Raw genomic sequence first — 20772 nt, forward strand, 5'->3', positions numbered from 1 at the left:
AATGCTAGGCGGCGGAGCGCTGCTCGGCTTGCGGCGCGGGGCCAATCGATACCGCCCGCGGGCCAGTCATGGCGGTTGAGTCGCCCGCGACGCTCTGGCGCTACGCGCACGAAGCACCGCGCGTCACGGGCTATCACGCGCACGAGACTGGCCAGCTGTTCGCGCTGCGTGAGGGCCTGCAGGTCATCGAGACGCCCGCAGGGCGCTGGGTGCAGCCGCCGGGATGGATTGGCTGGATCGCGCCGCGCTGCGCCCATGCCGCGCAGAGCTTTGGTGCCACGGCGGGATGGCACCTGCACATCGATGCGTCGGTTGCGCAGGCCTTGCCGGAGGGGCCGCATGTCTTTGCCGCCACGCCGCTGGTGCGGGAGCTGGTGACGCGGCTGATGTCGCTGGACCCATCCGACGCACTGCAGGAGCCCCGCCGCGCGCGATTGGTAGGCGTGCTGGTCGACGAACTGGCGGCCGGTGGGCGCGAGTCGCTGCACCTGCCCATGCCGCAGGACCCGCGGTTGGTGGCGATGGCGCGTGCGCTGGCAGACGATCCGGCGCTGGCCGACGGCATCGACGACTGGGCGGATCGCATCGGCATGGCCCGTCGCACGCTCACGCGTCGCTTCGCTGTCGAGACCGGGCTGAGCTTCACGCAATGGCGCCAGCAGGCGCGTTTGCTGAAGGCCGTGGAGTTGCTGAGCCTGCGCGAGCCGGTGACGGCGGTGGCGCTGACGGTGGGCTACAGCTCGGTGAGCGCCTTCATCGAGGCCTTCCGCAAGCACTTCGGCTGCACGCCTGCGCGTTTCTTCGAAGCGGGTGGCGGCTTGCTGCAGGCGAAAAAAAAGCCCGCATGACGCGGGCTTTTTGACTCAGGAGCACGAGGCCCCCGAACGCTTACTTGACGTGCTTGCCAATCAGCGCAGCCAGTTCGAACATCGAAACCTGGGCCTTGCCGAAGATTTCCTTCAGCTTGGCGTCGGCGTTGATGTTGCGCTTGTTGGCCTTGTCTTGCAGGTTGTTCTTCTTGATGTAGTCCCACAGCTTGCTCACCACAGCGGTGCGCGGCAGAGGCGTCGAACCGACCACAGCGGCCAGAGCCGGGCTGGGGGTCAGGGCCTTCATGAACGCAGCGTTGGGAGTGCGCTTCTTGGCGGGAGCAGCCTTCTTTGCAGGAGCAGCCTTCTTCGCCGGTGCAGCCTTCTTTGCAGGAGCCGCAGCCTTCTTGGCGGGCGCCGCTGCCTTCTTGGCCGGAGCGGCCTTCTTTGCAGGAGCCGCAGCCTTCTTTGCGGGAGCGGCCTTCTTTGCCGGAGCTTTCTTGGCCGGAGCCTTCTTTGCAGTTGCCATGGTTGATTTCCTTTTTTGGTTGAACGTTCACCAATGAAAAACTTGCGTCTCCAGTGGCAATGCGGATGCTAAATGAGAAAAAACGCGTTTCCAAGGGAAAAAGCGCTTTTTTCATTGGGAGCTGTTGTTTTTTCAGAGGGGAGAAGGGACGTTGTTCACGTTCGTCGCCCCGGCCACGTCGCCAGCACCACGCCCACGAGGGCGATCGCGAACGCAAGCAGCTGCGGCGAAGTGAGGTTTTCCCCGAGCACGAGCACGCCCACGAGGGCCGCACTGACGGGCAGCAAGACAGTGAAGACACCCGCTTGTGCCGCTGGTACGTGGCGAAGTCCGGTCATCCACAGCCACACGGTCCAGATGCTGGCGGCCAGTGCGTAGGCCACGAGCAGTGCCCAGGTGCCGAAGCGCACGGCGGTGAAGTCGAACTGCAGCGCGAACCAGATGCCGAAGGGCATCGACAGCACGAAGCCCCACAGGTTGATGAGCGAGGCGATGCGCTTGGGCCCCAGCTTGCCGGTGAGCGACTTGCCGATCACCGCGTAGGCGGCCTCGCAGAGCACTGCGCAGAACACGAGCAGGTTGCCCAGCCAGGGCATCGACGGCGCACCGGCCGCGCTGCCGGTGGCGGTCGGTGCATGCGTCGGCGTGAACGCGAGCAGGCCGATGCCCAGTGCCGCGCAGGCAATGGCCAGGCCGATGCGCACCGTGATGCGCTCGCGCAGGAAGAGCCAGCTGGCCACCGCGACCACCGCGGGGATCGACGCCATGATCACGCCCGCCGAGACCGCGCTGGTGAGGCTCACGCCGAACAGCATGCAGATCGAGAACAGGAAGTTGCCGAGGAAGGACTCGAGGAACACGAGCCCGCGCGTGCGCGCGCTCATGGGCGGCTCGTCGGGCGTGGGTTGGAGCCAATGCGGCATGGCGAGCGCCGCGATGCCGAAACGCAGCCAAGCCAGCAGCAGCACCGGGAAGGCTGCCACCAGCGGCTTGGAGAGGGCGACGTAGATGCCGACGAGCGACATGCTCAAGGCCAGGCAGCCGTAGGCCACGAGGCGGCCGGAGGTGGAAGCGGCGGGATTCAATAGACTGGGCGCTGGTTGTTGATCGGATGGATTCGATGATGCCCCACGTTCTTGTCTACGGCACGCTGCGGCGCGGCGGGCGCAACGACATCGCGCGCTACCGGCCGGCGCCGGTGTTCGTCGGCGAGGCCTTCATCGCCGGCACGCTGTACGACCTGGGTGCGTACCCGGGCGTGGTGCTCGGCGGAGAAGGGCGCGTGAAGGGCGAGGTCTATCGCGTCGCACCGGAGGTCGAGCGCGAACTCGACCGGCTCGAGGAAGTGGCGGACGACGATTCGGGCGAGTACATCCGGCGCCGCGTGCGCGTGGCGGTGGGCGCGCAATCGATCGACTGCCTGGTCTACGAGATCCATCCGACGCGCATCGCGGGCCGCCAAGTGATCGACAGCGGCGACTGGATCGCGCATGCGGCGGGCGCCGCGGGATAGGCGTGGTTTTCACAACCGAAAGAGTGATTCCGCATCGCGAAAATTCAAACTGCTGCGCCGCAATATTTTTTCTCGATATGAGAAAAATAATTTCTCATTGAGAAATATCTCCGTAAGTTGTTGATTTTGTTGGTTCAAAAATATGTCTTCTATAAGACATAAGAGTCCGCAATCGGATTACAGTAACCCCACGGCCGCAACGCCAACCTTCAATCAACCTCACGGAGTGACCATGCCCCAGACCCTGAACGAACAACTGAGCCGCGAACAGCAAATTGCCGCCCTCGAAAAGGACTGGGCCACCAACCCGCGCTGGAAGGGCGTGAAGCGCGGCTACAGCGCAGCCGACGTGGTTCGCCTGCGTGGTTCGCTCCCCATCGAGCACACGCTGGCCAAGCGCGGCGCTGAAAAGCTCTGGGCCAAGATCAACGGCGGTGCCAAGAAGGGTTACGTGAACGCGTTCGGCGCGATCTCTGCTGGCCAAGCCATGCAGCAAGCCAAGGCTGGCCTCGAAGCCGTGTACCTGTCGGGCTGGCAAGTCGCCGCCGACGGCAACACCTCGGAAACGATGTACCCCGACCAGTCGTTGTACGCCTACGACTCGGTGCCGACGATGGTCCGTCGCATCAACAACACCTTCAAGCGCGCCGACGAAATCCAGTGGGGCCGCGGCATCAACCCGGGCGACAAGGAATTCATCGACTACTTCCTGCCGATCGTCGCGGACGCTGAAGCCGGCTTCGGCGGCGTGCTGAACGCTTTCGAGCTGATGAAGAACATGATCGCGTCGGGCGCTGCCGGCGTGCACTTCGAAGACCAGCTGGCGGCCGTCAAGAAGTGCGGCCACATGGGCGGCAAGGTGCTCGTGCCGACGCAGGAAGCCTGCGAGAAGCTGATCTCGGCGCGTTTCGCCGCCGACGTCATGGGCGTGTCGACCATCGTCCTGGCCCGCACCGATGCGGAAGCCGCAAACCTGATCACGTCCGACCACGACGCCAACGACAAGCCTTTCCTGACCGGCGAGCGCACGCAAGAAGGCTTCTACCGCGTCAAGAACGGCCTGGAGCAAGCCATCAGCCGCGGCGTCGCCTACGCCCCGTACGCCGACCTGGTGTGGTGCGAAACCGGCGTGCCGGACATCGGCTTCGCCCGTGAATTCGCGCAAGCCGTGCACGCCGCCTGCCCCGGCAAGCTGCTGTCGTACAACTGCTCGCCGTCGTTCAACTGGAAGAAGAACCTGGACGACAAGCAGATCGCCTCGTTCCAGGAAGACCTGTCGGCGCTGGGCTACAAGTACCAGTTCATCACGCTGGCCGGCATTCACATCAACTGGTTCAACACCTTCCAGTTCGCCCACGCGTATGCCAACGGCGAAGGCATGAAGCACTACGTGAACATGGTGCAGGAACCCGAGTTCGCCGCACGCGACAAGGGCTACACCTTCGTGTCGCACCAGCAGGAAGTCGGCGCCGGCTACTTCGACGACGTGACCACGGTGATCCAGGGCGGCTCGTCCAGCGTGAAGGCGCTGACCGTTCGACCGAAGAAGAACAGTTCCACTGAGCTGCCTTCGCTGATCGCTGAGTGACGGCGCGTTGCGCTGTCGCCCCCAAGCCCGGCCCCGTGCCGGGCTTTTTCGTGGGCGCTCGACGGGCGAGGCTCAGGCTTCGAGCCGCACCTGGCGCACGCCGCGCCCCAGCCGCTGGCGCAGCAGCGTGCGCAAGGTGACGCCGTCTGCGTAGCCGACCATGCCCGCGATCTGCTCGAGGCTCTTGTTGCTGGTCTTGAGCAGGTGCACGGCGCGTTCGACGCGCAGGTCCTGTACGTACGACAGCGGGCTCTTGCCCAGCACCTGCTGCATGCGCCTGGCCAGCGTGCGCTTGCTGGTGCCCGCGGCCTGCGCAGCTTCGTCGAGCGAGAAACCCTCGGCCAGCCGCCCGCGCGCCCAGCGCTCGAAGCGCTCCACCAGCGGGTCGGCATGCGAGAGGTGGTCGGAGATCACGTAGGCCGACTGCGAGGGGCGCGAGTCCACGATGAGGTAGCGCGCGACCAGCGCCGCGAGTTCGGGGCTGGCCTGGCGCACCAGCCACAGCGCCATGTCGACGTGGCTCAGCGCCGCGCCCGCCGTGACGAGCGCCCCCGAGCTGACCAGCATGCGCGAATCGTCGAGCAGCACCGCCGGGTAGCGCTGCCGGAAGAGGGTGGCCAGCCACCAGGTGGTGGTCGCCTTGTGGCCCGCGAGCACGCCGGCTTCCGCCAGCACGAAGGTGCCGATGCACGCGGCGGCGATGCAGCCGCCGTCTTCGGCACGCGCGCGCAGTGCCGCGCAGGCATCGCGGACGTCGGCGCGTTGCAGGGCGGGCTCCAGCGTCTCGGGCATCTTGCAGCCGAGCGCCGGGACGATGAGCCAGTCGGTGGCGGCGCCGGTGTCGGCCAGCGTGTGCGTCACCGGCACGGTGAAACCCTGGGCGGTGCGCACGCGCTTGCGGGTGCCCACGATGGTGACGTCGAAAGGCGCCACGTCGAGTTGCAGCATGGCGGCGAGTTCGTTCGCGGTGGTGAAGACATCGAGCACCGTGGCCAGGCCGGAGTCGAACACGCCGTCGAGGGCGAGGACATCGAGTTTCATGGCAATAACGATACCAAAGATGTCAAAAAAGCCAATGGCCCAGAGGGCGGGGCTTGCCTAGAGTCCATGCCAGCGCCGCGCAATCCCGTGCGCCGTTGTTGTCCACCCCAGGAGATGTCCCATGATCAAGTTCGCACTGTTCGCCCGCCTCGAGGCCAAGCCCGGCAAGGAAGCCGCCGTCCAGCAATTCCTCGAGGCCGGCCTGGCCATGGCGCGCGAGGAAAAGACCACGCCGATCTGGTTTGCGCTGCGGCTGTCGCCCAGCACCTTCGGCGTGTTCGATGCGTTCGAGGACGAAGCCGGTCGCCAGGCGCACCTGAGCGGCCCGATCGCCCAGGCCCTGATGGCGCAGGCGCCCGAGCTGTTCGCCGGACCACCCTCGATCGAGCCGATCGAGGTGCTGGGCCTCAAGAACGTGGCGGCCGCGGCGTCGTGAGCGTGCAGGCGCAGCCCATGACGACGCCCGTCGGCGACCCGGTGTTCGTCAGCGACGGCGAACGCTTCGTGCCCACCGAGGCGGCCATCGGCCCGTGGTCCGCCGATGCTCTGCAGGGCAGCGCGACCGCCGCCTTGCTCGTGCGCGCGCTCCAGGCGCACGAGGCAAGCCGCGGCCGCGAGGTGGCGCGGTTGAGCTTCGATTTCTGGCGCCCTGCGAGCCGGGCGCCGATCACGCTCGAATTCACCCTGCTGCGCGACGGCGCCAAGGCGCGCACGGTGGCGTTCGACATGGTCCAGGACGGCAAGTCGGTGTTGCGGTGTACCGCCTTGCTGCTGCGCAGCGGGCAGACGCCCGCGCTGCCGGCCGCCGACGCCTTCGCCGCCGCGACATTCGCACCGCCGGAAGAGGGCGTGCTCATTCCCGTGGCGGCATCTCGCATGAGCCCGTTCTTCGCCGGCGTGGACGTGCGCATGGCGCGCGGGCAGATCCTCGAGCCCGGCCCGGCTGCGGCATGGTTGCGCCTGGGCCGGCCGCTGGTCGACGCCGAGGCCGCATCGCCTCTGGCCCAGGTGGCCTCGGCGGCCGATCTCGTGGCGGGCATCTCGCAATGGGCCCATCCGGCGCGGCTGGGCTTCGTCAATGCCGACCTGACGATCAACCTGCGGCGGGCGCCGCGCGGCGACTGGGTGCTGGTCGATGCCCTCACGCTTGCGGGCCCGATGGGCACGGGCTATGCCGTCGGGCAGCTGCACGACCGCGACGGGCCGGTCGGGCAGTGCGTTTCCAGCCTCCTGTTCGAGGCGCGCGGCTGAAGCGGGCAGCGGCTAGAATCGCCCACTCTGCACTCAACAAGAGCGAGAAAGGCACCTTGGTTATGACACCGCGAACTACCCCGCAAGGATTCAGCGGCTTTTTCTTCTTCGAAGGAAAGGGCCGGTAGCCCCGCGCTCGCTGGTTTTTCCAGCGCACCAACCAAGCAAAGCGCGGCATCCACCGCGCTTTTTTGTTTTTCTCCCCGAGGTTTTCACATGATCCAGATCACGCTCCCCGACAACTCGCGCCGCGAGTTCCCCGGCCCGGTTTCGGTGGCCGAAGTGGCCCAGTCCATCGGTCCCGGCCTCGCCAAGATGACGGTGGCCGGCAAGATCGACGGCAAGCTCGTCGATGCCAGCGACGTCATCGACCGCGACGCCAGGCTGCAGATCATCACGCCCAAGGACGACGAGGGCCTGGAGGTCATCCGCCACTCGACGGCCCACCTGGTCGGCCATGCGGTGAAGCAGCTGTACCCGACGGCCAAGATGGTCATCGGGCCGGTGATCGACGAAGGCTTCTACTACGACATCTCGTTCGAGCGCCCGTTCACGCCCGAGGACATGGCCGCCATCGAGGCGCGCATGCGCGAGCTGATCGCGCAGGACTACGACGTGATCAAGAAGATGACGCCGCGTGCGGAAGTCATCGAGGTCTTCAAGTCGCGCGGCGAGGACTACAAGCTGCGCCTGGTCGAAGACATGCCCGACGAGCAGGCCATGGGCCTGTACTACCACCAGGAATACGTCGACATGTGCCGCGGCCCGCACGTGCCGAACACGCGTTTCCTGAAGGTGTTCAAGCTCACGAAGCTGGCCGGCGCCTACTGGCGCGGCGATGCCAAGAACGAGCAGCTGCAGCGCATCTACGGCACGGCCTGGGCCGACAAGAAGCAGCTGGACCAGTACATCCAGCGCATCGAGGAAGCCGAGAAGCGCGACCACCGCAAGCTGGGCAAGGAACTCGACCTGTTCCACATCGATGAAGTGGCGCCGGGCGTGGTGTTCTGGCACCCGAAGGGCTGGGCGGTCTGGCAGCAGGTCGAGCAGTACATGCGCGGCATCTACCGCGACACGGGCTATTGGGAAGTGAAGGGCCCGCAGATCCTGGACAAGAGCCTGTGGGAGAAGACGGGCCACTGGCAGAACTACCGTGACAACATGTTCACGACGGAGTCGGAGAAGCGCGAGTACGCGCTCAAGCCGATGAACTGCCCGGGCCACGTGCTGATCTTCAAGAGCGACCTGCGCAGCTACCGCGACCTGCCGCTGCGCTACGGCGAATTCGGCCAGTGCCACCGCAACGAACCCAGCGGCGCGCTGCACGGGATCATGCGCGTGCGCGGCTTCACGCAGGACGACGGCCACATCTTCTGCACGGAAGACCAGATCCTCGACGAATGCATCGCCTACACGGCGCAGCTGCAGAAGGTCTATGCCGACTTCGGCTTCACGGACATCCTCTACAAGGTCGCGACGCGGCCCGAGAACCGCGTGGGCTCCGACGAACTGTGGGACAAGGCCGAGCACGCGGTGATGGAATCGCTGCGCCGCTCGGGCGTGGACTTCGTCATCTCGCCCGGCGACGGCGCCTTCTACGGCCCGAAGATCGAGTACACGCTGCGCGACGCCATCGGCCGCCACTGGCAGTGCGGCACGATGCAGGTCGACTTCAACACGGCCGAGCGCCTGGGCGGCGAGTACGTCACGGAATCGAGCGGTCGCGCCCACCCGGTGATGCTGCACCGCGCCATCGTCGGCAGCCTCGAGCGCTTCATCGGCATGCTCATTGAACACCACTCCGGCGCCATGCCCGCATGGCTCGCTCCGGTGCAGGTGGCGGTGCTCAATATCAGCGAAGGACAGGCCGACTACGCGGCGCAAGTTGCGAAAACGCTGCAAAATCAAGGGCTTAGAGTTCAGCTGGATCTGCACAACGAAAAGATTACGTATAAAATACGGAAGCATTCGTTGCAAAAGCTCCCTTACATCCTCGTCGTGGGTGACAAGGAAAAGGAAGCAGGTGCCGTCGCAGTGCGCGCCCGGGGCAATCAAGACCTCGGTGCAATGTCCCTCGAATCGTTCACGCAACGGCTCGTCCAGGACGTTGCTGACAAGCGTTGATTTGTCTCTGAAACACCCCATATGTTTCTCTGCCACATCGTGCCGCCTGTCCGCGAAGACTGAGCGGCGATCGCTACAGATTTTGTAGCAAACTTTGAAGGATTCTGACCATCGCTACTGCATTTCGCGACCGCCGCCACCGCGAGGAACGCCAACACCGCCTGAACCGGGAAATCATGGCCCCGGAAGTCCGCCTAGTCGGCCCGGAAAACGAGCCATTGGGTGTCATGAGCCTTTCCGAAGCCTTGCGCCTTGCGGGTGAGGCTGACGTGGATCTGGTGGAGGTCGTTGCTGCGGCTAATCCGCCCGTGTGCCGCCTGATCGAGTACGGAAAGTTCAAGTACCACGAGCAGAAGAAGGCAGCCGAGGCGAAGTCGAAGCAGAAGGTCATCGAGGTCAAGGAAATCAAGTTCCGGCCCGGTACCGACGATGGCGACTACAACATCAAGATGCGCAACATCAGGCGCTTTCTTGAAGAGGGCGACAAATGCAAGATCACGCTGCGCTTCCGCGGCCGCGAGATCACGCACCAGGAGCTCGGTCTGGCACTCTTACAGCGCATTCGCGACGAGCTGGGCGACACGATCATGGTCGAGCAGTTCCCGAAGCTGGAAGGCCGTCAGATGATCATGATGATCGCTCCGGGTCGCAAGAAGGTTGGCGGCGCGGCGCCGAAGCCGGCAGCAGATGCTGCGCCGGCAGCAGCGCCCACGGCAACCGCCTGAGGCATTTGCAGTAGACGGGTTTTGAAGGGATTTCGCCCTGGCCCGCATTTCGAAAGAAGTGCAGGCGGGGGCGAGATAAAGAAGTGTCTCGGGGCCAACAAGTCCGTGGAGTATCCGCGGCGCCTCACGAGCACAAACTAAAGGAGCATTTACATGCCCAAAATGAAGACCAAGAGCAGCGCGAAAAAACGTTTCCGCGTTCGTCCCGGTGGCACCGTCAAGCGCGGTCAAGCCTTCAAGCGTCACATCTTGACGAAGAAGACCACCAAGAACAAGCGTCACCTGCGTGGTGCAGTCGCAGTGCATGAGACCAACATGGTTTCTGTCGCCGCCATGCTGCCCGGTCGTGGCATTTAACTCAGACGAACAAGGAGTACACACATGCCTCGCGTCAAACGTGGTGTAACGGCTCGCGCCCGCCACAAAAAAGTTCTCGCACTCGCCAAGGGTTTTCGCGGTCGCCGCGGTAATGTCTTCCGCGTCGCCAAACAGGCGGTGATGAAGGCTGGGCAATATGCCTACCGTGACCGCCGTACCAAGAAGCGCGTGTTCCGTCAGCTGTGGATCGCGCGTATCAACGCCGCCTCGCGTGAACTGGGCCTGACCTACAGCCAGTTCGCCAACGGCATCCGCAAGGCCGGTATCGAGATCGACCGCAAGATGCTTGCGGACATCGCCGTGCACGACAAGGCCGCTTTTGCCGGCATCGTGGAGCAGGTCAAGGCCAAGCTGGCTGCTTGATTTTGCACAGCAGGTTGCCGTCTCCGGACGGCTTCTTGCGCCCACGGCTCAAGGGCTGGCGCTTGAAAAGGCTCCAGCTCTTTTTTATTTCCCCTCGAAGATTTTTGTTGCTATGAACGAGTTGGACTCCCTGGTCGACACCGCACGCGCCGCCTTCGCCGAAGCGAAAACGCCCGCAGAGCTCGAAAACGCCAAGGCCCAGTTCCTTGGCAAGTCGGGCCGCATCACTGAGCTGATGAAGGGCATGGCCGCGCTGAGTGTCGAAGAGAAGAAGTCCCGCGGCGCCGCGATCAACGTCGGCAAGCAGGCCATCGAGGCCGCACTGACCGACCGCCGCCAGCAACTCGCCGACGAAGAACTCTCGCTGCAGCTGCGCGCCGAAGCGCTCGACGTGAGCCTGCCCGGCCGCCACCGCGCCGGCGGCGGACTGCACCCCGTGAGCCGCACGCTGGAGCGCATCGAGGAGATCTTCTCGAGCATGGGCTTCGACGTGGCCGACGGCCCCGAGATAGAGAGCGACTGGCACAGCTTCACCTCGCTCAACAACCCGCCGAACCACCCGGCGCGTTCGATGCAGGACACCTTCTACGTCGACCTCAAGGGCGACGACGGCATTCCCTACAACCTGCGCCCGCACACCAGCCCGATGCAGGTGCGCTACGCCCACCAGCACACCAAGAAGTACGCGGCCGAATTCGCCGCCGCTGCCGCCGACACCACCGGCACCGTGAAGGCGCCCGAGATCCGCGTGATCGCGCCCGGCCGCACCTACCGCGTCGACAGCGACGCCACGCACTCGCCCATGTTCCACCAGTGCGAAGGCCTGTGGCTCGGCGAGAACGTCAGCTTCAAGGACCTGAAGGTCGTCTTCACCGACTTCTGCCGCACCTTCTTCGAGCGCGACGACCTCGTGCTGCGCTTCCGCCCGAGCTTCTTCCCGTTCACCGAGCCGAGCGCCGAGATCGACATCCAGTTCGCGAGCGGCCCGCTGGCCGGCCGCTGGCTCGAAGTCGCCGGCTCGGGCCAGGTGCACCCGAACGTGGTGCGCAACATGGGCCTCGACCCTGAGCGCTACATCGGCTTTGCCTTCGGCATGGGCCCCGACCGGCTCACCATGCTGCGCTACGGCGTGAACGACCTGCGCCTGTTCTTCGACGGCGACCTGCGTTTTCTCTCGCAGTTCCAGTAAGCACGTCCTTTCCACAGATAGAAAAACCAGATCGAGATCGAAGAGATGCAATTCCCGGAATCCTGGCTGCGCGAGTTCTGCAACCCGCCCCTCGACAGCGCCGCACTGGCCGAAACGCTCACCATGGGCGGTTTCGAGGTCGAAGAGCGCCGTCCGGTGGCGCCGCCTTTCACGCGCATCGTGGTCGGCGAAATCAAGGAAGCCGAGCAGCACCCGAATGCCGATCGCCTGCGTGTGTGCCAGGTCGACGTGGGGCAGGGCGCCTTGCTGAACATCGTGTGCGGCGCGCCCAATGCGCGCGTCGGCATCAAGGTGCCGTGCGCCCTCGTCGGCGCCGAACTGCCCCCGGGTGAAGACGGCAAGCCCTTCCTCATCAAGCTGGGCAAGCTGCGCGGCGTCGAGAGCCAGGGCATGCTGTGCTCGGCGCGCGAACTGAAGCTGAGCGAAGACCACGGCGGCCTGCTCGAACTCGACGCCGACGCCCCCATCGGCGCCGACGTGCGCGACGTGCTCAAGCTCGATGACGCGCTGCTCACGCTCAAGCTCACGCCGAACCTGGCGCACGGCCTCAGCGTGTACGGCGTGGCGCGCGAACTCGCCGCACTCACCGGCGCACCGCTGAAGACGCCGGCCATTGCACCCGTGGCCACGTCGTTCTCCGATGTGCTGCCCGTCAAGGTCGAGGCACCCGACCTGTGCGGCCGCTTCTCGGGCCGCATCGTGCGCGGCGTGAACACCAAGGTCGCGACGCCCGCGTGGATGGTCGAGCGCCTCGCGCGCTGCGGCCAGCGCAGCGTGACGCCGCTGGTCGACATCTCGAACTACGTGATGTTCGAGTATGGCCAGCCCAGCCACATCTTCGACCTCGACAAGATCCACGGCGGCCTGACGGTGCGCTGGGGCAAGGCGGGCGAACAGCTCAAGCTGCTCAACGGCACGACGATCACCGTCGACGAGAAGGTCGGCGTGATCGCCGACGACCGCGAAGTCGAATCGCTCGCCGGCATCATGGGCGGCGACGCCACCTCGGTGACCGACGACACGCGCAACATCTACGTCGAGGCCGCGTTCTGGTGGCCCGAGGCCGTGCAGGGCCGTTCGCGTCGCTTCAACTTCTCGACCGACGCCGGCCATCGCTACGAGCGCGGCGTCGATCCGAGCCGCACCGTGCAGATCATCGAGCGCATCACGCAACTGGTCGTCGAGATCTGCGGCGGCGAAGCCGGCAAGATGGACGACCAGACCTTGCGCCTGCCCGAAGCCGCGCCCGTCACGCTGCGCGTGGCCCGCGCCGCGCGCGTCATCGGCATGCCGCTGACGCAGGCGCAATGCGCCGACGCACTCCACCGCCTCGGTTTCGAAATCACCGAAGGCGAAGGCACGCTGACCGTCACGCCGCCGCCGCACCGTTTCGACCTGCTGATCGAGGAAGACCTCATCGAAGAAGTGGCGCGCCTGATCGGCTTCAACAACCTGCCGACCACCGCGCCGCTCGCGCCCATCACGGCCCGCGTGCGGCCCGAGGCGCAGCGCAGCCGCTTCGCGGTGCGTCGCAGCGTTGCAGCGCTGGGTTACCAGGAAACCATCAACTTCAGCTTTGTCGAAGCGCACTGGGAGCAGGACCTGGCGGGCAACGCCAACCCGGTCAAGCTGCTGAACCCCATCGCCAGCCAGATGAGCGTGATGCGCTCGTCGCTGCTCGGCTCGCTGCTGCAGGTGCTCAAGTTCAACCTCGACCGCAAGGCACCGCGCGTGCGCGTGTTCGAACTGGGCCGCGTGTTCCTGCGCGACGACAGCGTCGTCACCACCGACAGCACCGTGCGCGGCGTGAACCAGCCCATGCGCGTGGCGGGCCTGGCCTGGGGCGATGCCGAGGCGTCGCGCTGGGACGGCAAGCCGCAGCGCGTCGACTTCTACGACGTCAAGGGTGATGTCGAAGCGCTGCTCGCGCCGCGCGTGCCGACCTTCGAAGCGGCCGAGCACCCCGCGCTGCACCCCGGCCGTTCGGCCCGCGTGCTGCTCGACGGCCAGGCCATCGGCTTCATCGGCGAGCTGCATCCGCGCTGGCGCCAGAAGTGGGACTTCACCCAGGCGCCCGTGCTGTTCGAACTCGACCTCGACGCCGTCACGGCGCGGCCCGTGCCCGTAGCGCAGTCGGTGCCCAAGCACCAGGCCGTCGAACGCGACATCGCGGTGGTCGTGGCCGAAGCGGTGTCGCACGACGCGCTGATGCAGGCCATCCGCGCGGGCGCGTCCGCCTCGGGCCTGTTGCGCGATGCGACGCTGTTCGACATCTACCGTCCGCAGCCCCTGCGCGAAGGCGCCGTGGCGGCGCCAGGTGCGCTGGCACCGGGCGAGAAGAGCATGGCCGTGCGCCTGACCTTCCAGAGCGATGCCGCCACGCTGACGGACGAGCAGGTCGAACCCGCTGTCCGTGCAATCGTCGAACAACTGGGCGCCACCCTGGGCGGCCGCTTGAGAGGATGAAGATGAACGCCGCCGAATTCACGCTCGAAGCCCTCGAAACGCCGGCGCTCACCAAGGCGCATCTGGCCGACCTGCTGTTCGAGCAGATCGGCCTGAACAAGCGTGAGTCGAAGGACATGGTCGAGGCGTTCTTCGAGCTCGTGGCCAGCAGCCTGATCGAAGGCACGGACGTGAAGATTTCGGGCTTCGGCAACTTCCAGATCCGCGTGAAGGCGCCGCGTCCCGGGCGCAACCCGCGCACCGGCGAAGCCATTCCGATCGGCGAGCGCCGCGTGGCCACCTTCCATGCGAGCGCCAAGCTCAAGGAGCAGATCCAGGGCAGCGTCGAGCCGCAGGGCGGCACTTCCGAAGTCGAGTGGAGCCTGGGCGCGGAATAGTGCTTGGTGCTGTGCCGCCGCGTAGAGTAATCTATGAGGTTTCCCGCGCACAGTCTTGATTTCAATGGAGAAAACGCTCCCGCCGATTCCCGTCAAACGCTACTTCACCATCGGTGAGGTCGGCGAGCTCTGCGGCGTGAAGCCGCACGTGCTGCGCTATTGGGAGCAGGAGTTCACGCAGCTGCGCCCGATGAAGCGGCGCGGCAACCGCCGCTACTACCAGCACCACGAAGTGCTGATGATCCGCCGCATCCGCGACCTGCTCTACGACCAGGGCTTCACCATCAGCGGTGCGCGCAACAAGCTGCAGGAACTCACGCAGGGCGAGCGCGACCGTCGCAAGGCGGGCGAAGTGCCGCTCGAAGGCCTCGAGGCCATCGAGATCGGCCAGGAAGAATTCGACGCCGCCGTGCACGAGGAACCGGGGCCCGCGGCGGCCGCGCAGACCGTCGATCTGTCGCAGTTGTTGCACCTTCGCCGCGAACTCTTTGAAATTCGTGAGCTTCTGACTGTCGGACACTGAATTTAGCCCGCTATAATCGAGAGCTTCGGTGTGTGGCGCAGCCTGGTAGCGCACTTGCATGGGGTGCAAGGGGTCGAAGGTTCGAATCCTTTCACACCGACCAATGACAGTAACGGATAGCCGGTTAGCGTACGCTAACCGGCTTTTTCGTTTCTGGGCCAAGGGGTAAACAAAGGGGTAAACAAGCTCGCCGCATCTAGCGGACATGTGAGGTGCTTCTTGGACTATTGCCATCATCACCACCAGCGGTGCCCCTCAAAAAAAGGCGCCGAGGGCACGCGCCCTCAACTGAGTCTCGCAACGGCGTAGCGACGGCGCCGAACTGCTTGGCGTGTAAGCCTGCCCATCTAGAGTTTCGAGAACGACTCCTTCTCGATTCACAATGGCAGCGACCCTGTCGCCAAATGAATCATGCCGTACGAGAAGAAGGTTAGGCCTACACACCAGCAGCTCAGTGCAAAGGAGTGGGCGTGGGAGTTTTTGCGCCGCAATCCGAAGTATCGGGCCGCCTACGCTGAGCTGCAGGCGCTTTCAGCGTCTGATAGGACGGGCCTCGAAGCCGTGAAGGAAAATGGCTTCGAAGCACTACGAAACGTTGCCCACCTGTCGATCAAGTGGTTCAGCTTCACATTTCCGTATAGCCCAAGACGTCGCGGGGAAACGCTGCAGGAGTTCATCGAGAGAGCAAGGCATTGGGAGCCTGCGCCTTGGGTTTCTTTGCACTCCAGATTCGACCTGGAAACTTACGCCCTTGCCGACTGGATCGACCCGAACGTGTCCCCCCTACCTCCGGAGGGACTTCGAAAACTTGGGCTCCTCCGTCTTGAGGAGGTCAGATATTTCCATCCATGGACATCAGTTGACGAGGCCGAGGCGATTGCAAATGAATCAAGCGAAGAGCTGCTCGAAGGGGCTGATTCGTTCGATGATGATCTTGACTTCGAGCCGACCGAGCTGAATGCGGGTGATGACGGTGATGGCCTTTCCCCGTACGCCTACGACGGCGAAGATGAGTCGATCGATCCTGAGCAATATGAGGACGGTGGGAGTCTTTTCTTCGAGCCCCCACTTCGGAAAAATTCGCGCGCGAAAACGCCTCGGTACTCGTTCTCAGGAGCGGATGGCACGAGTGGGAAAAAATTCAGAAGTGCGAATCCCATCCCATCGATGCAGGTCAATCGGTCAACGGATGTGTTGCTACGAATTGACCTGAATCGTCCGCTTGCTCCGCAAATGGAGGCTTTCACCGAAAGCCTCGCCAAGTACAGGGCAGAGCTTGAACAAGAGGGGCTATGTTTGAAATTTCCCGACCGCATAGACCGCGGCGGCAAGTATGCGGCCTACCTCGATATCTTGGACTTACTAGCTGATGGAGCCGACTACGCGGAGATTGCAGTGCTTTTCAAAGGGGTGAAGAAGAAATCTCATTCGAGATTGGAGCGCGGAAAGATTCTCACCACGTACTCATGGGTGGATGCCTATGGTGAAGAAATCACAGCGTCGTCGAAAGCAACTGGTGACATCAGAAAGCAGGCTGAGCGTGCTCTGAACTTGCGCGACTGGGGCTACCTTGGCCTTGCCTTTCTCAACATGTAGTAGCTACGGCGACGTGTGCATCGGCGTTTAGTGACGCCAGCGCCAGCACAATTTTCGACTCAAATTTAGGCGTTCCCGGATACGAAACTTAGTCCGTCAGTGGCCACTGGCAATCCCAGAAAGCTCTGAAAGGACGAGATGAAAGCGCGAAATAAAAATGTGAGTGACCTGCCATTGAGTGCGGTGGGTGCGAAAGAAGCAGCTGGCCTGCAAGGCAGCTGCAAAACGGGCTGCGAAACCGAGATGCGGCCAGTCCCAAGTTTCCTTGAGCAGCACGCGTTGCTTCGGCTGCCGCAGGTGCTCAAAGTAATACCAGTGGGAAAATCCGCATGGTGGAATGGCATACGGGAAGGCCGTTATCCGCCCGGCGTCAAGCTATCGCCTCGGGTGACCGTATGGCCATCGCACGAAATCCAGTCGATCATCTCAGCAAGCATCGCTGCCCGCGACCAAGCGCTGGCAGGCAAGGCGGAGGCGCGGCGAGCATGAGCGCCAAGACCAAGCCCACCAAACGCTCGATCGGCAAGCGCGCGGCCAAGTCTGTAGCCGTCAGCGTTGAGGCGCTGAATGCAGCAGCAACAGTTCAAAGCTCGGAGTCGCCTTTCACCTTAGTGACGACTGGCCCGAACCCCGGCGTGTACGCGCGGCTCCGAAATGGCAAGCAGCAATACATCTGCGGACACTTGCGTCCCCTTGGGGTCAGCATCGACGCCGAGGGCCGCAACGCCGGTATCCGTGTCGAGATCGTCGATGCGCTGCGCCAGCGTAAGCGCGCAACCATTCCGGTCGACAAGCTGATGTCGCCCCTCAAGACCTATGCGTACCTGAGCGCACTGGGTCTGAGCATGCCGACCTTGAATGCCGCTGGGCACGGGGATGCCATCCTCCAGTACCTAGACGTCATGGGGTCAACGAAGAAGTTCGTGATCGTGGCCGGCGACGGGTGGCACATCATTCCGAACCCCGATGGCGTGGAGCCGTTTGCGGTCTACGCGTTGGGCGAGCGCATCGTTCATCCCAAGAACGCGTCATTCAGCTTGTGCCGCCGCGATGGTCTCGCTGAGCCAAGTGCATCGGGTAATGGCGTTGCGCTCGATCAGTTGTTGCGCATCGTCGCGCGCGACCATCTGGCGGTGTTCACGCTGTGCGCTTCGGTCGCATCGATGCTGCTGAGACCGTTGCGTTTGGGCGCGAGCTTGGTGTTCCTGGTCGGCAAGTCCAGTTTGGGCAAATCGAAGCTGCTGCGCTTCGCCGCATCACTGTATGGCCCGGCCACGACCTTGACGTGGCAGTCGACAAAGAACGGCGTAAACGCGGCTGTACGCAACTATCAAGATCGCGTTTGCCCGATCGACGAGGTCAGCCAAAGCACCGGCGCCGCCTTCTCGGAACTGGCATATGACTTGACCAACGACAGCAGCAAGCTGCGCGGGACCGCATCGGGCGGCTTGGCCGCGACATTCCGCAATGTCAATGTCGTCCTCTCCGGTGGTGAGGAAACGCCTTTGTCGCTGATCCGGAAGTCTGGCCGCGATGTGAAGGGCGGCCAGTACGCCCGATTGGTGTCCGTGCCGGTCGAAGAGCGGTATGGCGTTTGGACTGAACTCGGTAAGTTCGCGAACGGCGCCGAGAAATCCGCTGCCGTCGAGCAGCTTTCCCATGCCAGCGCCGGAGCCTTCGCCTCGCGTTTCTTGCCGTACATGATCGAGCAGGTTCGTTCGCTTCCGGAGGACTTCGCGGGCGAGATCGGCGTTCTGGAAGCCGAGCTATCCAAAGGCTTGGACTTGGAGCAAGACCCTGTCGCACATCGGGTGCTCAAAGACTTCGCGCTCTATTTCTATGCGGGCTTGATGGCCACCGAAGCCAAGGCGGTGCCGTGGAAAAATGACAACATTGCCAAGTCGCTCGCTCACGTGTTCAAGCTCTGGCACCGCGAATACATGCGCGAGCGCCCTGCCAAGCAGGAGGACGTCATGCGCCAGTTGCGCCTGTACTTCCAGTCGCAGCGTGGCAATCAGTTCCCGCCGCTGGCGGAGCATGGAGCCGACCATGCGGGCACGCTCGGCGGCTACGAGCACACGTTCCGTGGCGAGACTGAGGCGTGCTTTCTGGTGCTGCCCGCTTTCTTCGAGCAGACCGTCTGCAAGGGCGTCGACATGAACCTCGTCGTGTCCGCGTTGACCGATCGCGGCTTGCTCCAGAGGGGGCCGCGCAGCAGTCCGAAGGTGCAGGTGCACATGCCGGGCGGGGATGGCGTCAACCGCTCGTTCTACGTGATCCGACGCGCGATCCTCGCGGACTGATCCTGTGCGCCAAATATGCAGATATGGCGTATTCGGAGGGAGAGAAGGAGAACGCCCTCTCTCCCTCCGAGCATGCGCGAGCAACTGCAAGACGACGGTCGGGCTCTGGAACTGTTCGCTCTGAGTGTGGTTGGAAGCTGTCTGCACCACGCGGATCGAGCGCAAGTCGCCTGGAACTAATAAGAGTGTAGTCAGTGCATGTAGACCAGTAGATGGTCTGTTGGTGATGTAGCTGTTGAACTACGGCTAGCTCATGCTTGATATGTACAGATAGCTGATATCTGGTGAAGAACAGCTAAGCAACTTCTGATCGTCTGATCTTCACCAACTAGATGAAGTAAACGGTCTGAGAGAGATGCCACGCTGACCGGGCGAATCCCGCAATCTCATTCGTATCCGCGATTCCTCGCGATCCCCCACGTTTCCTGCTTTCCCTGGGCCATCGGGAGCTGTTCGCGTGCCCGGTCCAACCGTGCCGATCTGCACTCAGACGGTTGCTGTAAATACTTTGTGCATCGCCAGCGCATGTAGCTGCGCTCCAGTACCTCAATCGCACTGAGAGCCTCGGCTATCGAGATCGAGCAGCGATCAGCTACGCCTTGTGGCTTCTCTTGAGCGCATCCGTCATGCATGGCCGATGCAGTCGATGTTCATTCCGGACACCGGCTCCACATCTCTCCCCAATCTGGAAACCGATATGAAACTCAAGCCAATCGTGGCGCTTCCCGTTTGTGATCGCCTTGCCTACATCTTGTCCTGGGGCAGCCGCATCTTCGATCACCAAAAGCAGATGGTCGCGGCGGTAGAGCGCCGCCTGGCCAAAGCAATCGAGGCTGGTCGTTGCGAGTACACCTTTGTCAAGGGAGCACGGTACCACTTGAACTTCAACATCAAGCTCCACAGCGGCAGCAAAGCGTTGGTGCAAGTCGGTGCGTTGCAGCCCCAACGGCAGAAGGGTGGCATTCGCGTCTTGGTCAATCCGTCGAAGTGGTTGCCCGGTGACGTCGAGTTGCTGCACCGGACGCTGCGTCGACTGATCGGCGAAGTCGAGTACGACGAGTTGATGAAGCACCCCCGCATCAACGTTGTGGACTTTGCCGTTGACATCCAGCATGCCAACCTGGACCGAATGCTTGTGACGTACACGAACGCGCAGCAACACACGGTGTTCGGCAAACGCATGTCCAAGAATGGCCGTGTCGAGACATACAACTTCGGCAGCGTCAGCAGCGACTACATGACCTCGGTGTACGACAAGCGAGCGGAACGCATCCACGCCGCGCTCTGCCAGCTTGCCAAGCACCGCAACGGCGGCGGCCTCGGACGCGAGTCCCTGAAAGCCAACCTGATCAAGCAATTCCATGCTGCGCTCGACGAACCGGAGCGGATGCGCGTCGAAGTCCGCGGCAAAAAGCTGCGCGGCCTCCACCTTGCCAAGCTCGCCCAACTAAGCAACCGGTTCAAGCGCTTTGGCTTCACCATGCTCGATGCTGACGGTGCCGGGTTGGACGAGCTGACCAAGCTGGCGTTCATCTCCATCTGCCAACAATACGACTTGAAGACCGCGCTGACCGCATTCAAGAACAGCCGGCAAGCTCGGAAGGTCCGCAAGTTCTGGCGCGATCGGCAAGCCACGTGGTGGAAGCCCGAGCCGATGTGGCAGCAAGCATGCGACGCTCTACGCGATCTCGGTTTGTTCCCGGCCGAAGCGTTTGTGGACGACGATGAGCAACCGGCAGCTCGTCCGAAGAAGCGCCGTTGATACAAGACGCACGCAGACGTGCAGCCCACCTCCGCAGCATCCAAGTCGTTGCTGCGGACTCGAGCCTCCGAAGGACAAGCAACCCCTCATGTGCCCGCATTCTGGTGACGCCGCGGTTCTCACGCGCTACTGGAGGGAAAGGTCGCCCGATCTCGACGACCGGGAGCCCCACGGCTCACATGCGGATGCCGACCTACGGCTGAGCGTTGAAGAA

At 63.6% G+C, this 20772-nt stretch carries 19 protein-coding genes, 1 tRNA gene and 1 pseudogene; 18 read left to right on the top strand and 3 right to left on the bottom strand.

Annotation, left to right across the window (positions count from 1 at the left end; translation table 11 throughout):
* Window positions 1–68 precede the first annotated feature (68 nt).
* On the top strand, window positions 69–848 hold the full coding sequence (locus ACAM52_RS06430; RefSeq protein ID WP_369646473.1) for a helix-turn-helix transcriptional regulator: 780 nt from the start codon (window positions 69–71) through the stop codon (window positions 846–848).
* Window positions 849–888: 40 nt separating this feature from the next.
* On the opposite strand, the gene ACAM52_RS06435 is transcribed toward ACAM52_RS06430, so the two are convergent.
* Window positions 889–1338: an SWIB/MDM2 domain-containing protein gene (locus tag ACAM52_RS06435; RefSeq protein WP_153283126.1), complete on the bottom strand. Its 450-nt coding sequence runs from the start codon at window positions 1336–1338 to the stop codon at window positions 889–891.
* 155 nt (window positions 1339–1493) lie between these two features.
* Complete coding sequence (locus ACAM52_RS06440; RefSeq protein WP_369646474.1) at window positions 1494–2423, bottom strand: DMT family transporter; 930 nt, start codon at window positions 2421–2423, stop codon at window positions 1494–1496.
* 35 nt (window positions 2424–2458) lie between these two features.
* Here ACAM52_RS06440 and ACAM52_RS06445 point away from each other — a divergent pair, with 35 nt between their 5' ends.
* The gene (locus ACAM52_RS06445) at window positions 2459–2851 is read left to right on the top strand and encodes a gamma-glutamylcyclotransferase (RefSeq protein WP_369646475.1); all 393 of its coding nucleotides are present in this window, start codon (window positions 2459–2461) and stop codon (window positions 2849–2851) included.
* A 232-nt stretch (window positions 2852–3083) separates the two neighbouring features.
* Window positions 3084–4414: pseudogene (gene aceA / locus ACAM52_RS06450) on the top strand (isocitrate lyase).
* A gap of 97 nt (window positions 4415–4511) precedes the next feature.
* On the opposite strand, the gene ACAM52_RS06455 reads toward aceA, so the two are convergent.
* Entirely contained in the window at window positions 4512–5480 is a 969-nt protein-coding gene (locus tag ACAM52_RS06455; RefSeq protein WP_369646476.1) for a GlxA family transcriptional regulator, read from the bottom strand.
* 121 nt (window positions 5481–5601) lie between these two features.
* Between ACAM52_RS06455 and ACAM52_RS06460 the strand changes: the two genes are divergently transcribed.
* The 15 genes from ACAM52_RS06460 to ACAM52_RS06530 all read left to right on the top strand — a co-directional run bounded on the left by ACAM52_RS06460 (window position 5602) and on the right by ACAM52_RS06530 (window position 20558).
* Window positions 5602–5916 carry a putative quinol monooxygenase gene (locus ACAM52_RS06460; protein WP_307589124.1) on the top strand — a complete coding sequence of 105 codons (315 nt, stop codon included), beginning with the start codon at window positions 5602–5604 and terminating at the stop codon, window positions 5914–5916.
* A gap of 17 nt (window positions 5917–5933) precedes the next feature.
* A complete protein-coding gene (locus ACAM52_RS06465; RefSeq protein WP_369646477.1) occupies window positions 5934–6731 on the top strand; it encodes a thioesterase family protein in 798 nt (265 codons plus the stop codon).
* 216 nt (window positions 6732–6947) lie between these two features.
* On the top strand, window positions 6948–8855 hold the full coding sequence (thrS, locus tag ACAM52_RS06470; RefSeq protein WP_369646478.1) for a threonine--tRNA ligase: 1908 nt from the start codon (window positions 6948–6950) through the stop codon (window positions 8853–8855).
* Between the two features lie 101 nt (window positions 8856–8956).
* Window positions 8957–9580 carry a translation initiation factor IF-3 gene (infC, locus tag ACAM52_RS06475; protein WP_082818065.1) on the top strand — a complete coding sequence of 208 codons (624 nt, stop codon included), beginning with the start codon at window positions 8957–8959 and terminating at the stop codon, window positions 9578–9580.
* A gap of 153 nt (window positions 9581–9733) precedes the next feature.
* Entirely contained in the window at window positions 9734–9937 is a 204-nt protein-coding gene (gene rpmI, locus ACAM52_RS06480) for a 50S ribosomal protein L35 (protein ID WP_007832497.1), read from the top strand.
* 24 nt (window positions 9938–9961) lie between these two features.
* Complete coding sequence (gene rplT, locus ACAM52_RS06485) at window positions 9962–10321, top strand: 50S ribosomal protein L20 (protein ID WP_007832499.1); 360 nt, start codon at window positions 9962–9964, stop codon at window positions 10319–10321.
* 112 nt (window positions 10322–10433) lie between these two features.
* Window positions 10434–11510, top strand: coding sequence for a phenylalanine--tRNA ligase subunit alpha (pheS, locus tag ACAM52_RS06490; protein WP_056579739.1), 1077 nt, complete (start codon window positions 10434–10436; stop codon window positions 11508–11510).
* A 45-nt stretch (window positions 11511–11555) separates the two neighbouring features.
* Window positions 11556–13997, top strand: coding sequence for a phenylalanine--tRNA ligase subunit beta (gene pheT, locus ACAM52_RS06495; protein ID WP_369646479.1), 2442 nt, complete (start codon window positions 11556–11558; stop codon window positions 13995–13997).
* A gap of 2 nt (window positions 13998–13999) precedes the next feature.
* The gene (locus tag ACAM52_RS06500; RefSeq protein ID WP_095747662.1) at window positions 14000–14374 is read left to right on the top strand and encodes an integration host factor subunit alpha; all 375 of its coding nucleotides are present in this window, start codon (window positions 14000–14002) and stop codon (window positions 14372–14374) included.
* Between the two features lie 64 nt (window positions 14375–14438).
* Window positions 14439–14897, top strand: coding sequence for a MerR family transcriptional regulator (locus ACAM52_RS06505; protein WP_095746000.1), 459 nt, complete (start codon window positions 14439–14441; stop codon window positions 14895–14897).
* A gap of 26 nt (window positions 14898–14923) precedes the next feature.
* Window positions 14924–15000, top strand: a tRNA-Pro gene (locus ACAM52_RS06510).
* A gap of 308 nt (window positions 15001–15308) precedes the next feature.
* Complete coding sequence (locus tag ACAM52_RS06515; protein WP_369629425.1) at window positions 15309–16493, top strand: DUF6499 domain-containing protein; 1185 nt, start codon at window positions 15309–15311, stop codon at window positions 16491–16493.
* 138 nt (window positions 16494–16631) lie between these two features.
* Window positions 16632–16982: a helix-turn-helix transcriptional regulator gene (locus ACAM52_RS06520; protein WP_369629424.1), complete on the top strand. Its 351-nt coding sequence runs from the start codon at window positions 16632–16634 to the stop codon at window positions 16980–16982.
* Complete coding sequence (locus tag ACAM52_RS06525; protein WP_369629423.1) at window positions 16979–18796, top strand: DUF927 domain-containing protein; 1818 nt, start codon at window positions 16979–16981, stop codon at window positions 18794–18796. The genes ACAM52_RS06520 and ACAM52_RS06525 overlap by 4 nt, the downstream gene beginning before the upstream one ends.
* Window positions 18797–19433: 637 nt before the next feature.
* A complete protein-coding gene (locus ACAM52_RS06530; protein ID WP_369629422.1) occupies window positions 19434–20558 on the top strand; it encodes a hypothetical protein in 1125 nt (374 codons plus the stop codon).
* The last annotated feature ends 214 nt before the right edge of the window (window positions 20559–20772 follow it).

The sequence above is a fragment of the Variovorax sp. V118 genome (assembly GCF_041154445.1).
GTDB lineage: Bacteria > Pseudomonadota > Gammaproteobacteria > Burkholderiales > Burkholderiaceae_C > Variovorax > Variovorax boronicumulans.

Bases quoted from the DNA above. Each gene is read 5' to 3' on its own strand.
- ACAM52_RS06430 (WP_369646473.1), top strand. From the start codon at position 69: ATGGCGGTTGAGTCGCCCGCGACGCTCTGGCGCTACGCGCACGAAGCA.
- ACAM52_RS06435 (WP_153283126.1), bottom strand. From the start codon at position 1,338: ATGGCAACTGCAAAGAAGGCTCCGGCCAAGAAAGCTCCGGCAAAGAAG.
- ACAM52_RS06445 (WP_369646475.1), top strand. From the start codon at position 2,459: ATGATGCCCCACGTTCTTGTCTACGGCACGCTGCGGCGCGGCGGGCGC.
- ACAM52_RS06455 (WP_369646476.1), bottom strand. From the start codon at position 5,480: ATGAAACTCGATGTCCTCGCCCTCGACGGCGTGTTCGACTCCGGCCTG.
- ACAM52_RS06460 (WP_307589124.1), top strand. From the start codon at position 5,602: ATGATCAAGTTCGCACTGTTCGCCCGCCTCGAGGCCAAGCCCGGCAAG.
- ACAM52_RS06465 (WP_369646477.1), top strand. From the start codon at position 5,934: ATGACGACGCCCGTCGGCGACCCGGTGTTCGTCAGCGACGGCGAACGC.
- thrS (WP_369646478.1), top strand. From the start codon at position 6,948: ATGATCCAGATCACGCTCCCCGACAACTCGCGCCGCGAGTTCCCCGGC.
- rpmI (WP_007832497.1), top strand. From the start codon at position 9,734: ATGCCCAAAATGAAGACCAAGAGCAGCGCGAAAAAACGTTTCCGCGTT.
- rplT (WP_007832499.1), top strand. From the start codon at position 9,962: ATGCCTCGCGTCAAACGTGGTGTAACGGCTCGCGCCCGCCACAAAAAA.
- pheS (WP_056579739.1), top strand. From the start codon at position 10,434: ATGAACGAGTTGGACTCCCTGGTCGACACCGCACGCGCCGCCTTCGCC.
- pheT (WP_369646479.1), top strand. From the start codon at position 11,556: ATGCAATTCCCGGAATCCTGGCTGCGCGAGTTCTGCAACCCGCCCCTC.
- ACAM52_RS06500 (WP_095747662.1), top strand. From the start codon at position 14,000: ATGAACGCCGCCGAATTCACGCTCGAAGCCCTCGAAACGCCGGCGCTC.
- ACAM52_RS06505 (WP_095746000.1), top strand. From the start codon at position 14,439: ATGGAGAAAACGCTCCCGCCGATTCCCGTCAAACGCTACTTCACCATC.
- ACAM52_RS06515 (WP_369629425.1), top strand. From the start codon at position 15,309: ATGCCGTACGAGAAGAAGGTTAGGCCTACACACCAGCAGCTCAGTGCA.
- ACAM52_RS06520 (WP_369629424.1), top strand. From the start codon at position 16,632: ATGAAAGCGCGAAATAAAAATGTGAGTGACCTGCCATTGAGTGCGGTG.
- ACAM52_RS06525 (WP_369629423.1), top strand. From the start codon at position 16,979: ATGAGCGCCAAGACCAAGCCCACCAAACGCTCGATCGGCAAGCGCGCG.
- ACAM52_RS06530 (WP_369629422.1), top strand. From the start codon at position 19,434: ATGCAGTCGATGTTCATTCCGGACACCGGCTCCACATCTCTCCCCAAT.